11 protein-coding genes and 2 tRNA genes are annotated in these 12,222 nt (G+C 68.5%); 4 read left to right on the top strand and 9 right to left on the bottom strand.

Annotation, left to right across the window (positions count from 1 at the left end):
• Positions 1 to 132 precede the first annotated feature (132 nt).
• Positions 133 to 1,137 carry a hypothetical protein gene (locus HY68_RS17185; RefSeq protein WP_041989755.1) on the top strand — a complete coding sequence of 335 codons (1,005 nt, stop codon included), beginning with the start codon at positions 133 to 135 and terminating at the stop codon, positions 1,135 to 1,137.
• 79 nt (positions 1,138 to 1,216) lie between these two features.
• On the opposite strand, the gene clpX is transcribed toward HY68_RS17185, so the two are convergent.
• From clpX to HY68_RS17160, 5 genes are all read right to left on the bottom strand, one after another.
• Positions 1,217 to 2,509, bottom strand: coding sequence for an ATP-dependent Clp protease ATP-binding subunit ClpX (gene clpX / locus HY68_RS17180; RefSeq protein WP_041989752.1), 1,293 nt, complete (start codon positions 2,507 to 2,509; stop codon positions 1,217 to 1,219).
• A gap of 168 nt (positions 2,510 to 2,677) precedes the next feature.
• Positions 2,678 to 3,352 carry an ATP-dependent Clp protease proteolytic subunit gene (locus HY68_RS17175; RefSeq protein WP_041989749.1) on the bottom strand — a complete coding sequence of 225 codons (675 nt, stop codon included), beginning with the start codon at positions 3,350 to 3,352 and terminating at the stop codon, positions 2,678 to 2,680.
• Positions 3,353 to 3,416: 64 nt separating this feature from the next.
• The gene (locus tag HY68_RS17170; protein WP_031231653.1) at positions 3,417 to 4,022 is read right to left on the bottom strand and encodes an ATP-dependent Clp protease proteolytic subunit; all 606 of its coding nucleotides are present in this window, start codon (positions 4,020 to 4,022) and stop codon (positions 3,417 to 3,419) included.
• Positions 4,023 to 4,372: 350 nt separating this feature from the next.
• The gene (gene tig / locus HY68_RS17165) at positions 4,373 to 5,785 is read right to left on the bottom strand and encodes a trigger factor (protein ID WP_041989746.1); all 1,413 of its coding nucleotides are present in this window, start codon (positions 5,783 to 5,785) and stop codon (positions 4,373 to 4,375) included.
• Positions 5,786 to 5,964: 179 nt separating this feature from the next.
• Positions 5,965 to 6,041: transfer RNA gene (locus tag HY68_RS17160), tRNA-Pro, on the bottom strand.
• A gap of 169 nt (positions 6,042 to 6,210) precedes the next feature.
• Between HY68_RS17160 and HY68_RS17155 the strand changes: the two genes are divergently transcribed.
• A tRNA-Gly gene (locus tag HY68_RS17155) sits at positions 6,211 to 6,281 on the top strand.
• A 101-nt stretch (positions 6,282 to 6,382) separates the two neighbouring features.
• Here HY68_RS17155 and HY68_RS17150 read toward each other — a convergent pair.
• Complete coding sequence (locus HY68_RS17150; RefSeq protein ID WP_041989743.1) at positions 6,383 to 6,577, bottom strand: hypothetical protein; 195 nt, start codon at positions 6,575 to 6,577, stop codon at positions 6,383 to 6,385.
• Positions 6,578 to 7,034: 457 nt separating this feature from the next.
• On the opposite strand from HY68_RS17150, the gene HY68_RS17145 reads away from it, so the two are divergent.
• Positions 7,035 to 8,279, top strand: coding sequence for an acyltransferase family protein (locus HY68_RS17145; protein ID WP_078863653.1), 1,245 nt, complete (start codon positions 7,035 to 7,037; stop codon positions 8,277 to 8,279).
• Here the strand turns inward: HY68_RS17145 and HY68_RS17140 are convergent.
• Positions 8,233 to 8,676, bottom strand: coding sequence for an HD domain-containing protein (locus tag HY68_RS17140; RefSeq protein ID WP_041989740.1), 444 nt, complete (start codon positions 8,674 to 8,676; stop codon positions 8,233 to 8,235). The two genes, HY68_RS17145 and HY68_RS17140, sit on opposite strands and share 47 nt — an antisense overlap.
• Before the next feature lie 67 nt (positions 8,677 to 8,743).
• Entirely contained in the window at positions 8,744 to 9,553 is an 810-nt protein-coding gene (locus HY68_RS17135) for an ABC transporter ATP-binding protein (RefSeq protein WP_041989737.1), read from the bottom strand.
• A gap of 253 nt (positions 9,554 to 9,806) precedes the next feature.
• On the opposite strand from HY68_RS17135, the gene HY68_RS17130 reads away from it, so the two are divergent.
• Positions 9,807 to 11,045, top strand: coding sequence for a cation:proton antiporter (locus HY68_RS17130; protein WP_078863652.1), 1,239 nt, complete (start codon positions 9,807 to 9,809; stop codon positions 11,043 to 11,045).
• 17 nt (positions 11,046 to 11,062) lie between these two features.
• Here HY68_RS17130 and HY68_RS17125 read toward each other — a convergent pair whose 3' ends face one another.
• Positions 11,063 to 12,208, bottom strand: a complete 1,146-nt coding sequence (locus HY68_RS17125; RefSeq protein ID WP_041989734.1) for a PP2C family protein-serine/threonine phosphatase — start codon at positions 12,206 to 12,208, stop codon at positions 11,063 to 11,065.
• Positions 12,209 to 12,222 lie beyond the last annotated feature (14 nt).

Here is a 12,222-nt window from a genome sequence, read left to right as displayed (position 1 = left end):
CCCAGTTTAGAGGTGTCACAGCCCTGTACTGAAACGAGTTGCTGGGTAACGGTGCGGCACCCGATGCCCCACGTCGCGCGACCTTCCGACAGGATGTTCGGAACAGATAAGTACACGGAGGGGAAAGCGCACATGAGTGACAACCAGCCGGGCCCGTACGGCGGGCAGCAGCCTCAGCAGCCTGGTCCGTACGGTCAGCCGGGCCCTTACGGCCAGCAGCCGCCGCAGGGCCAGCCTCAGCCCGGCTACGGTTACCCGCAGCAGCCCCCCGGGGTGCCCCCGCAGGGCCAGCCCCCGCAGCCCGGCTACGGCTACCCGCAGCAGCCCGCGGGCGCGCCGAACCCGTACGGACAGCCGGCCCAGCCGGGTCCCTACGGCCAGCCGCCGCAGCAGCCCCCGTACGGTGCGCCCGGCTACCCGCCGCCGGACGGGCAGCCCAAGAAGAAGAAGACCGGGCTGATCATCGCCGCCGTCGTGGTGGCGCTCGCCGTGATCGGCGGCGGCGCCTACTTCCTGACCTCCGGCGACGACGGCAGTTCGATCGCCGACGACGGCCCGCACAAGCTGGTCACACCGGCGACGGTGCTCAAGGGCGAGTACAAGAAGAGCGATTCGGCCGGCAGCGACAGCGGTATGACGCAGAGCGACCTCAAGGACGCCGAGAAGTGGGGCATCAAGAACCCCAAGGACGTCGACGCCTCCTACCAGTCGGGCAGCGAGGACGACCCGCTGAGCGCCAAGGCGCTGTCCTTCGGCGGGGTTTACGGTCAGATCGACGACCCGGAGAAGGTCGTCGACGCCATGTTCGCCTACCTGAAGACCCAGTCGCAGAAGGAGCAGAGCTCCGACGACAGCACCGGCGAACTGGTGGGCAGCCCGAAGGCGGTCACGCCCGAGGGGCTGGACGGCGCGGTCATGAAGTGCCAGAACGTGAAGATCAAGGACAACGACCCGTCGGCCACGGCCAAGGGGCCGAAGGAGATCAACGTCCCGGTCTGCATCTGGGGCGACCACAGCACCGTCGCCTTCACCACGGCGGTCGATGTCGCGGGCGCCCTCACGGGCAAGGGCACGGACCTGGACGAGGCGGCCTCCATCGCCGCGAAGCTCCGCAACGACGTGCGCGTCAAGCTCTGACCTCAGGCACCCGGCTACGACGAAGGCGCCCCACCGAACCGGTGGGGCGCCTTCGTCGTGTATCAGGTGCGGCCAGGCCCTACGCCGACTTCTCGTGCCGGCCGTCGTTCTTGACGATCCGCGGCTCGCGCGGGACCAGCGTCGGGTTCACATGCGAGTGGACCACGTCTTCCGTGATGACCACCCGGGCCACGTCCTTGCGGGACGGGACCTCGTACATCACCGACTGGAGGACTTCCTCCATGATGGCGCGCAGCCCGCGCGCCCCGGTGCCGCGCAGGATCGCCTGGTCGGCGATGGCCTCCAGCGCCGGGCGGTCGAACTCCAGCTCCACACCGTCGAGTTCGAACAGCCGCTGGTACTGCTTCACCAGCGCGTTGCGCGGCTCGACGAGGATCTGCAGCAGCGCCTCGCGGTCCAGGTTGTGCACCGAGGTCAGGACGGGCAGCCGGCCGATGAACTCCGGGATCATCCCGAACTTCACCAGGTCCTCCGGCATGACCTCCTGGAACTGGTCGCTCGCCTCGATCTCGCGCTTCGAGCGGATCGTCGCCCCGAAGCCGATGCCCTTCGCGCCGGCCCGTGACTCGATGATCCGCTCAAGACCGGAGAAGGCACCGCCCACGATGAACAGCACGTTCGTCGTGTCGATCTGGATGAACTCCTGGTGCGGGTGTTTCCGGCCGCCCTGCGGCGGTACCGAGGCCGTGGTGCCTTCGAGGATCTTCAGCAGGGCCTGCTGCACACCCTCGCCCGAGACATCGCGGGTGATCGACGGGTTCTCGCTCTTGCGGGCGACCTTGTCGATCTCGTCGATGTAGATGATGCCGGTCTCGGCCTTCTTGACGTCGTAGTCCGCGGCCTGGATCAGCTTCAGCAGGATGTTCTCGACGTCCTCGCCGACGTAACCGGCCTCGGTCAGCGCCGTGGCGTCCGCGATGGCGAACGGCACGTTCAGCATGCGGGCCAGGGTCTGCGCGAGGAGCGTCTTGCCCGAGCCCGTGGGGCCCAGCAGCAGGATGTTGGACTTCGCGAGCTCGATCGCGTCGTCCCGGTTGGCGCCGCCGCCGTTCTCACCGGCCTGGACGCGCTTGTAGTGGTTGTACACCGCTACCGAGAGGGCCTTCTTCGCCGGCTCCTGGCCGACGACGTAGCCCTCGAGGAACTCGTAGATCTCCCGGGGCTTGGGCAGTTCCTCCCAGCGCACCTCGGAGGTCTCGGCCAGCTCCTCCTCGATGATCTCGTTGCAGAGATCGATGCACTCGTCGCAGATGTACACACCGGGACCTGCGATGAGCTTCTTCACCTGCTTCTGGCTCTTGCCGCAGAACGAGCACTTGAGCAGGTCGCCGCCATCACCGATGCGTGCCACGAGGTGCTTCCCCTTCGCCTGGGAGCAGCTTGGTTCAGCGGCTCCTGTGCCTCATATCCGACGGTACCTTGCCCGGGCCCCCGTTCGGGCCCCCCTTGGCACGGTTCACATTCCCGGGCGACATCGTCGCCGCGGCGCGGTGCGATCCGTGCCAAGAGCGCCGGGGCCTCAGGCTGCCGCTGCGGCCGTGGTCTTACGGGTCGAGACAATCTGGTCGACCAGACCGTACGCCAGCGCGTCCTCGGCGGTGAGGATCTTGTCGCGCTCGATGTCGTCGCGGATCTTCTCGATCGGCGTGGTGGAGTGCTTGGCCAGCATCTCCTCCAGCTGGGAGCGCATCCGCAGGATCTCGTTGGCCGCGATCTCCAGGTCGGAGAGCTGCTCACGGCCGGTCTGGCTGGACGGCTGGTGGATCAGCACGCGGGCGTTGGGCAGCGCCAGTCGCTTGCCGGCGGTACCGGCGGCGAGCAGCACGGCCGCGGCGGAGGCCGCCTGTCCCATGCACACGGTCTGGATGTCCGGCTTCACGAACTGCATCGTGTCGTAGATGGCGGTGAGAGCCGTCATCGAGCCGCCGGGGCTGTTGATGTAGATGGAGATGTCGCGGTCCGGGTCCATCGACTCCAGGCAGAGCAGCTGCGCCATGACGTCGTTGGCGGACGCGTCGTCGATCTGCACGCCGAGGAAGATCACGCGCTCCTCGAAGAGCTTCGCGTACGGGTCGTACTCGCGCACGCCCTGCGAGGTGCGCTCCACGAAGCGCGGGATGACGTAGCGGTTGTCCACCTGCGGGCCGGTGTAGAGGCCGCTCGCGGAGTAGTCGTTCATGTGGGTGTTCACCATCCTGGTGGCGTTCGCTGGAAGGGGGCCTGGCCGGCTGATCGGGGGCTGGTCGCGGTGAGAGCGCTCAGGCCCCGGTGCCGCCGCCGCCCGGAACACCCGAAGCAGCGGAGATGATCTCGTCGATGATGCCGTACGACACGGCTTCCTCGGCGGTGAACCAGCGGTCACGGTCACCGTCGCGGATGATCGTCTCTTCGGTCTGACCGGTGTGGCGCGCGGTGATCTCGGCCATGCGCTTCTTCGTACGGAGCAGCTGCTCGGCCTGGATCTTGATGTCGGACGCGGTGCCGCCGAGGCCCGCCGAGCCCTGGTGCATGAGGATGTCGGTGTTGGGCAGCGCGAAGCGCTTGCCCGCCGTGCCGCCGGTCAGCAGGAACTGGCCCATCGAGGCCGCCATGCCCATACCGATGGTGACCACGTCGTTCGGGATGTACTGCATGGTGTCGTAGACGGCCATGCCGGCCGTGACCGAGCCACCGGGGCTGTTGATGTAGAGGTAGATGTCCTTCTCGGGCTCGGCCGCGAGGAGGAGCAGCTGTGCTGTGATCTTGTTGGCGATGTCGTCGTCGACCTGCTGGCCGAGGAAGATGATCCGCTCGCCGAGCAGTCGGCTGTAGACCTGGTCGCCGAGGCCACCACCGAGGGACGGTTCACCGGCGGCGTAGGGCATCAGATTCGTCACGTATCCACCTGCTCGTCTCTGACGGCTGCGGCCGTCTCAGCGTCTTCGTTCCGAGGGACGGGGAACTCCCCGAGCCTCGTATTCATGGACCCTAACGCGCTGGTGGGCGGGCGCCATCCCGCTTCCGTTGCTGTTCGCTGGGAGCGCAAGGTAGTTGGGGCTCCGTACGGCCCTGAGCGCCCCTCTGCGGGCCTTGGGGTCCTCCTCCGCCTGCGGGGTCCGGTGACGCCTTCCGACGCCTGTGCGAGGCCCCTGGACGCGGTCATGGAGGCGGGGAACGGGGCGGGCCCCGGACGCGTGTCGCGTCCGGGGCCCGTCACCGCGAGAGCGGGGCCGGCTCAGGCCTCGGTCTTCTCGGACTTCTCGGTGCCGTCGGTGTCGGCGGCGGGAGCGTCGGCAGCCGCCTCGGCGGCCGGGGTCTCCTCGTCGTCGGCGTCCTCGTCGTCGTCCAGCTCGACGGGCTCACCGTTGGTGTCGACGACCTTCGCCGCCTCGACGACCACGGCGAGCGCCTTGCCGCGGGCGACCTCGCCGACGAGCATCGGCACCTGGCCGCCTTCGACGACCGCCTGGGCGAACTGGTCGGGCGCCATGCCGGAGGACTGCGCGCGCCGCATGAGGTGCTCGGTGAGCTCCTCCTGGTTGACGTTCAGCTTCTCCTTGTTGACCAGCTCGTCGAGGATGAACTGGGTCTTGATGCCCTTGACCGCCTGCTCCTTGGTCTCGGCCTCCCACTCCTCCTCGGTCTGTCCCTGGATCTCCAGGTACTTCGCGAGGTCGAGGCCCATCTGACCGAGCTGGTGGTGCTCCAGGTTGTGCTTACGGGTGTTGATCTCGTCCTCGAGGAGCTTCTCGGGGATCGGCACCTCGGCCAGCTTCAGCAGCTCGTCGAGGACGCGCTCCTGGGCCTGGGTGGCCTGGTCGTACTGCTTCATGGACTCGAGGCGCTTGCGGCTGTCGGCCTTCATCTCGTCCAGCGTGTCGAACTCGCTGGCGAGCTGGGCGAAGTCGTCGTCCAGCGCGGGCAGCTCACGCGCGGCGACCGCGGTGACCTTGACGGTGACCTCGGCGGTCTTGCCCTCGGCTGCGCCGCCCTTGAGCTCGGAGGAGAAGGTGGCTTCGCCGCCGGCCTCCAGGCCGGTGACGGCCTCGTCGATGCCGTCGAGCAGCTCGCCGGAACCGATCGTGTACTCGACGGCGTTGGCGACGCCGTCCTCCAGGATCTCACCGTCGATCTTCGCCTCGAGGTCGATCGTCACGACGTCGCCCTCGGCGGCGGGGCGCTCGACGGGGTTGGTGGAGGCGAAGCGGTCGCGCAGCTGCTCGACCGACTTGTCCACGTCCTCGTCGGTGACCTCGACGGAGTCGACGGTGACCTCGATGCCCGAGTAGTCGGGGATCGCGATCTCCGGGCGGATGTCCACCTCGGCGGTGAAGGACAGCAGCTCGCCGTCCTTCAGCTCCTTGATGTCGACGTCGGGCTGGCCCAGGACATTGAGCTCACCCTCGTTGACGGCCTCGGTGTAGAACTTCGGGAGGGCGTCGTTGACGGCCTCCTCCAGCACAGCACCACGGCCGAACCGCTGGTCGATGACCCGGGCCGGGATCTTGCCCTTACGGAAGCCCTTCACCGTGACCTGCTGGTTGATCTTCTTGTACGCCGCGTCGAGGCTGTCCTTGAGCTCCTCGAAGGGCACCTCGACTGTGAGCCGAACCCGAGTCGGGTTCAGGGTCTCCACGGCGCTCTTCACGGTTCGGTCTCCTTGGTGGCTGATTCTTGGGTTCTGCTGTGTCCGCCGCACTGCGGCGGCCCAGCGGATTCGGCCCGGTTCCTCAGAGACTCTTCAGACACACGGGCACGCAGCTTGCATAGTAACCGCAAGGAGGAAGCGCCCCACAACGCGATCTTGAAGTGATGTGACTGATCTGATGGTCGGGGTGGCCGGATTCGAACCGACGACCTTCCGCTCCCAAAGCGGACGCGCTACCAAGCTGCGCCACACCCCGTCGGTGCGACACGTAGGGTACATGCCCGGCGCACGGCACAGGACTGCTTTTCCGGGCGCGTGGCGGACGGGCGCTACGGGTGTGCGGCGAACGCCGTGGAACCGCTACGATGCTCTCCGTACCGCGGTCGCCCGGACGGGCTGTTGGACGTCCGTGACCTGCGGTGCACGCGGGCGTAGCTCAATGGTAGAGCCCTAGTCTTCCAAACTAGCTACGCGGGTTCGATTCCCGTCGCCCGCTCAGAACGCTCCACGGCCCGATCAGGTGAGTACGTCACCGGTCGGGCCGTTGTCGTTCCCGCGTCCGGCGCCGACCGGGGGCGGCCGACGCGGGTCGGGGGCTCAGAAGTTGATCTGGTTGATCGTGTCGGCTATCGAGTTCAGGAACCGGTTCACCGACGGAGCCATGTCGGTGGAGGCCAGGAAGAACCCGAAGAGGATCGCGACAATCGCTGGTCCGGCCTTGATGGATCCCCCGCGGATGAGCACCACGAGGATGATCGCCAACAGCAGCACCACAGACAGTGAAATGGCCACAACTGATCACACCCTCGGTCGGTCCGCCTTGCCGGCCGCGGGACAGCATCACGTCGCCCACCCCGCTGTGACCATCGTGCCACCAACCTCCCCCCGGGTGTTGCCCGGTGACGAATCATCGCCGTCGGGTTCACGCCATTCGAACGCCCCGCGCGCCGTGGGGTCCGCGCCGGCGACGCGCGGGGGCGCGGCTCGGCCGCCGTCAATGCGAATACGAATTCGAGATCATCGTTTCGATGTACACACAGGTTATTCACAGACGTTTCGAGCGACCGTCCGACTGGCCCGGGTGAGGTAATTCACCCGAAGTCCACCCCCATACGCGGGTTGCCGATATGCCCCGGTTAATGAGTGTTAAATGGTGCATATCGGCAGGTTGTTGTCGGTGTCAGATTTCACCGACCGGGCCCCGTGCGAGGTTTTACGAATTACATTCGGCGACGCTAGTGTGCGTGAGATGGTTCAGGCTCCAAACGGTTATGAGAGGACTCCGCTTCCCCCGACCCGGGAGGTCAGGTCCGGTCGGCACGGCTCCGCTACGGCGCTGTCGGCGCCCTCAGAGGTGGCCGACACGCGCACGGTGGCCGATCGGCAATCCACAGAATCGACCGCGGGGCGACGCCCCGCGTCCACCAAGCGAGACGCGTTCTTCGACAACGCGAAGTATCTGGCGATCGTGTTGGTGGCCGTGGCGCACTCGTGGGAGCCGGTCATGGACGGCAGCCGCGCCACGAAGGCGCTGTACATGGTCGTCTACAGCTTCCACATGCCGGCCTTCATCATCATCTCCGGCTACTTCTCCCGGAGTTTCACGGCCCGTCCGCAGCAGATCAAACGGCTGGTCACCGGCGTCGCCGTGCCGTACATCGTCTTCGAGACCGGCTACTCGCTGCTCAAGTGGGCGGCCCAGGAGCCCCACAAGCTGTCGATAAGCCTCACCGACCCCTGGTTCCTCACCTGGTTCCTGATCGCCCTGTTCGTATGGCGGCTGACCACCCCGCTCTGGCGTGCGATCCGTCATCCGCTGCCGCTCGCCCTGCTGGTCGCGGCGCTCGCCTCGTTCTCCCCCGGCATCGGCAACGACCTGGATCTGCAGCGGGTGCTGCAGTTCCTGCCGTACTTCGTGCTGGGGCTGTGCCTCAAGCCGGAGCACTTCCAGCTGGTGCGGCGGCGTGAGGTCCGGCTGCTCGCGCTGCCGCTCTTCCCGGCCGCCGTCGTCTTCGCGTACTGGATCGCGCCGAGGATGCAGAACGGCTGGCTCTACCACAACACCAGCGCACAGCAGCTGGATCATGTGTGGTGGACGGGGCCGCTGATGACGGCGGGGCTGTTCTGCTGCTCCCTGCTGCTGACCGCGGGGTTCCTGGCGTGGGTGCCGCGGCGCGCGATGTGGTTCACGGTGCTCGGCACCGGCACGATCTGCGGCTATCTGCTGCACGGCTTCCTGATCAAGGGAGCGGGGTTCGCCGGGGTGTTCGACACGTACACCTGGCTGAGCGACCCGGCGGGCGAGGCGCTGTTGTCGGTGCTGGCCGCCGTGGCCGTGACGCTGCTGTGCACGCCGCCGGTGCGGCGGCTGTTCCGGTTCGCCACGGAGCCGGAGATGGCGTGGGGCTTCCGGCGGGACCTGGATCCCGCCGCGCCCACTGCGGCCGCTACGGCGCGGCCAGCAGGCGGCGCATCGTCGCGTACTTCTCGGTGAGCCGGAGCCTGGTCGGCTCGTCGAGTACGGCGAGGCGTTCGGGATCCGCGTTGTGCGCCAGGTCGGACTCCTTGATCAGGAGCGCGCCCGGCGTGGCGACTATGCGCCGGCTGTAGGCGGCCAGGTCCTCGCCCTCCCTCTTGGTCAGGGCGAGGACCATCTCCTTGACCGGGTCGGGCAGTTCGACCGCTTCGAGCCAGCCGAGCGAGAGCGCCCCGTCCTCGATCGCGTCGTGCAGCCAGGCGGCGGCGATCTGCTCGTCCGTACCGCCGCGCGCGGCGACGCCCTCGGCGACGGCCTGAAGATGCTCGGTGTACGGACGGCCCGCCTTGTCGGTCTGGGCGGCATGGGCCTTGCGGGCGGTGGCTTCCACCTCGCCGAGGGTCAGATACGTCATGGCCCGAACTTTAGGCAGGCCAGCCCGTGTTTGGGTACGGGTCCGTGGAGGCGGCGGCCCGTGCGGGCTACGCGGCGGCGAAGGCCGGTGCGGTCAGCGCCGTCATCCGCGCCGCGATCCGGGCGGCGTCGGCGCGCGGCAGGCTGTCCGCGATCGAGCCGTCGGCGAGGAAGAGGACCCGGTCCGCGTAGGCGGCGGCCGCCGGGTCGTGGGTGACCATGACGACCGTCGCGCGCAGGGTGTCCACGGCGTCCCTGAGCAGGGTGAGCGTCTCGGCGGCCGTGGTGGTGTCGAGCGCCCCGGTCGGCTCGTCGGCGAAGAGCACGTCGGGACGGGCGACGAGCGCGCGGGCGATGGCGACGCGCTGCTGCTGTCCGCCGGACAGTTCCGAGGGGCGGCGGTGCGCCTTGTCGCCGAGGCCGACCTGGGCCAGCACCTCCGAGGTGCGGCGCCGGTCGGGGCGGTGTCCTGACAGCCGTACGGGCAGGTCGACGTTCTCCTGGACGGTGAGCGCGGGCAGCAGGTTGAAGGCCTGGAAGACGAAGCCGAGCCGGGTGCGGCGCAGGACGGTGAGTTCGTTCTCACTCATGCCCGTGATGTCGGTGCCGCCGAGCCGTACGGATCCGGAGGTGGGGCGGTCGAGCCCGGCGGCGCACTGCAGGAACGTGGACTTGCCCGACCCCGAGGGGCCCATGACGGCGGTGAACGTGCCGCGCGGCAGGGCGAGGTCGATGCCGCGCAGGGCGTGCACGGCGTTGGCGCCTTTGCCGTACTGCCGCCGTACGTCGACGAGTTCGACCGCCGGGGCGTGCCGGGCGTCGGGGGTGCCGTACTGCGGGTCGGAGCCGGTGCCGGTACGTGCGCGCCGCAGTCCCATGGTGGAGTCCGCCTTCTCTCGGTGGCTTCGCTTCGCCGATTCTGTGTGCCTTCGACGCTAGAGAACGCGCAGGTCCGCGGCCATGGAGTCCCCCGGCGGACCCGGGGTGGGGCTACCCCCAGGACCGGTCTTCAGAGTTGCGGAGTAAATCCTTTGGTAAACTAACCTTTGGCGTAGACTTGACTATTCATTGACCTTGCATGCCCTGTACGGGAGGATTGAGCCCATCGGACACGCAGAGACCCTCATAGCCATGGGCGGCGCCTTCCTCGCTGCCGCCCTGCTCGCCCGCCTCGGCAGCCGTATCGAACTGCCCACCATCCCGCTGTTCATCCTGGCCGGGATTCTCCTCGGTCCGCACACCCCCGGCATCGTGCTGGTCTCCGACCCGCACGACCTCGAAATGCTCTCGGCCCTCGGCCTGGTGCTGCTGCTCTTCTACCTCGGTCTTGAGTTCCACATGGACGATCTCAAGACCGGCGGGCGCAAGATGGCGCTCGCCGGAGGCACCTATCTCGCGCTGAACGTCGGCGCGGGGCTCGGTTTCGGCTTCGCCCTCGGCTGGGGCATGTCGGAGGCGCTGGTGCTGGCGGGAGTGCTCGGTATCTCGTCGTCCGCCATCGTGACCAAGGTGCTGGTCGACCTCGGCCGGATCGGCAATCCGGAGACCAAGCCGATCCTCGGCATCATCGTCGTCGAGGACATCTTCCTGGCGCTCTATCTCGCCGCGCTCCAGCCGATCCTGTCCGGCGCGACCAGTCTGCAGGCCGCGCTGATGGACGGCGGGAAGGCGTTCGGGTTCCTGCTGCTGCTGGCGCTGGCGGCCCGGTTCGGCACGAAGGTCATCGGCCGGCTGATGAACACGAAGGACGACGAACTGCTCGTCATCTCCTTCCTCGGCGCCGCGGTGTTCGTCGCGGGCGTCTCCGAGTGGTTCGGGGTCGCCGACGCCATCGGCGCCTTCATGGTCGGTCTGATGCTCGGCAGTACGACGTCGGGCGAGCGGATCCGCAAGCTCGTCCACCCGCTGCGGGACGCGTTCGGCGCGATCTTCTTCTTCGGCTTCGGACTCTCGATCAACCCGGGGGATCTGCCGAGCGTGCTCTGGCCGGTGCTGGCGGCGGTCGGGGTGACCCTCGCGATGAACGTCTTCGCCGGTCTCGCGGCTGCGCGGGTCTACCGCTTCGGGGCGGGCCAGGCGGCGAACATCTCGACCACGCTGCTGGCGCGCGGCGAGTTCGCCCTGATCCTCGCGACGATGGCAGCGGCGGCGGGCCTGGACCCCCGACTGGCGCCGTTCATCGCGGGCTACGTCCTGGTGCTTGCCGTCCTCGGCCCACTGGCCGCCGGCCGATCGGCCTGGCTGGCCCGGATCCTCCCGGGCTCGGCCTTCAGCCGCGCGGCGGCGCCGGAGTTGGGCGCGGAGCCGACGGCGGAGCCGCTGCCGGAGCCAGAGCCGGAGCCGCTGGAAACGTCCCGACGGTCCGGGTGAGGCGCGGTATTCCCGGCTCAGGCCTCGCGGCAGATCAGCAGCAGGGCTCTGTCGTCGTTCACGTTCTTCGCCACCGCCTCGATCAGATGCCAGGCCGCGCCCTCGAAGCCCGCCGTCACATAGCGGTCGGCCTCGCCCGTGAGGCGGTCCACGCCTTCGGAGAGGTCGCGGCCGGGGATCTCCACCAGGCCGTCGGTGAACAGCATCAGTACGTCGCCGTGCGCCAACGAGCCCTTGACCGCGTCGAACTGGGCTCCGTCGTAGACACCCAGCAGCGGGCCCTCGCCCGACTTCTCCTCCCAGCGACCGCTTCCCGCGTGCAGTTGCAGGGCGGGCAGATGTCCCGCCGACAGGAGTTCGTAGTCGCCCGAGTCGAGGTCGAGCACGAGGTGGATGGAGGTGGCGAAGCCCTCGTCCCAGTCCTGCCGGAGCAGATAGCCGTTGGCCGCCGGGAGGAAGCCGTGCGAGGGGAGCGAGCCGAGCAGACCGCCGAAGGCGCCCGACAGGAGCAGGGCGCGGGAGCCCGCGTCCATGCCCTTGCCCGAGACGTCGGTGAGGACGACTTCGAGCGTCCGGCCGCCGTTGGTGCGGGCGGCGACCACGAAGTCGCCGGAGAAGGACTGGCCGCCGGCCGGGCGCAGCGCCATCTCGCGGTGCCAGCCCTCCGGCAGCCGGGGCAGCGCGCTCTGTACGCGGATACGTTCCCGCAGGTCGAAGAGCATCGTCCCGCCGCGCCGCCACGGCACCCCGACCCTGGCCCTGAACTGGGCGATGAGCAGCCCGAAGAGACCGCAGGCGGCGACCACGAGCACGGTGCCGGGGGTGACGCGTGAGGCGCCTTCGTCGTACGGGCCGAGGACTATCGATTCGACGATGAGCGCCACGGCGGACGCCGCGTACAGCGCGAGCAGGCTCGCCGGGCGCAGCAGCAGCCCGCCGGCCACGATCGGCAGGACCAGCGCGGCGGGCGCGCACCAGACCGGGACGGCGAGGGTGGTGACGGTGATGGCCGGGATGAAGAGCAGCAGCCCGATGAAGGCGATCCAGTCGGAGCCGTCACCGCGGAAGTAGTCGACCCCGGATTTGCGCACGACGTTGCGGACCCGGTGCAGTCGCCTGCGCATCCGGGCCGAAAACGAGTCCGCTCCCGCGACACCGGCCATTGTTGTGGACCCTA

The sequence above is a fragment of the Streptomyces sp. AcH 505 genome, from assembly GCF_000818175.1.
GTDB lineage: Bacteria > Actinomycetota > Actinomycetes > Streptomycetales > Streptomycetaceae > Streptomyces.
The sequence above is the reverse complement of the archived record's forward strand: the minus strand, read 5'-3'. Positions and strand labels throughout refer to the sequence as shown.

Excerpts from the sequence above, each read along its gene's own strand:
- HY68_RS17170 (WP_031231653.1), bottom strand. The coding sequence starts at position 4,022 with ATGCCCTACGCCGCCGGTGAACCGTCCCTCGGTGGTGGCCTCGGCGAC.
- HY68_RS17185 (WP_041989755.1), top strand. The coding sequence starts at position 133 with ATGAGTGACAACCAGCCGGGCCCGTACGGCGGGCAGCAGCCTCAGCAG.
- HY68_RS17135 (WP_041989737.1), bottom strand. The coding sequence starts at position 9,553 with ATGGGACTGCGGCGCGCACGTACCGGCACCGGCTCCGACCCGCAGTAC.
- HY68_RS17130 (WP_078863652.1), top strand. The coding sequence starts at position 9,807 with ATGGGCGGCGCCTTCCTCGCTGCCGCCCTGCTCGCCCGCCTCGGCAGC.
- HY68_RS17175 (WP_041989749.1), bottom strand. The coding sequence starts at position 3,352 with ATGGTGAACACCCACATGAACGACTACTCCGCGAGCGGCCTCTACACC.
- HY68_RS17145 (WP_078863653.1), top strand. The coding sequence starts at position 7,035 with ATGGTTCAGGCTCCAAACGGTTATGAGAGGACTCCGCTTCCCCCGACC.
- HY68_RS17140 (WP_041989740.1), bottom strand. The coding sequence starts at position 8,676 with ATGACGTATCTGACCCTCGGCGAGGTGGAAGCCACCGCCCGCAAGGCC.
- HY68_RS17125 (WP_041989734.1), bottom strand. The coding sequence starts at position 12,208 with ATGGCCGGTGTCGCGGGAGCGGACTCGTTTTCGGCCCGGATGCGCAGG.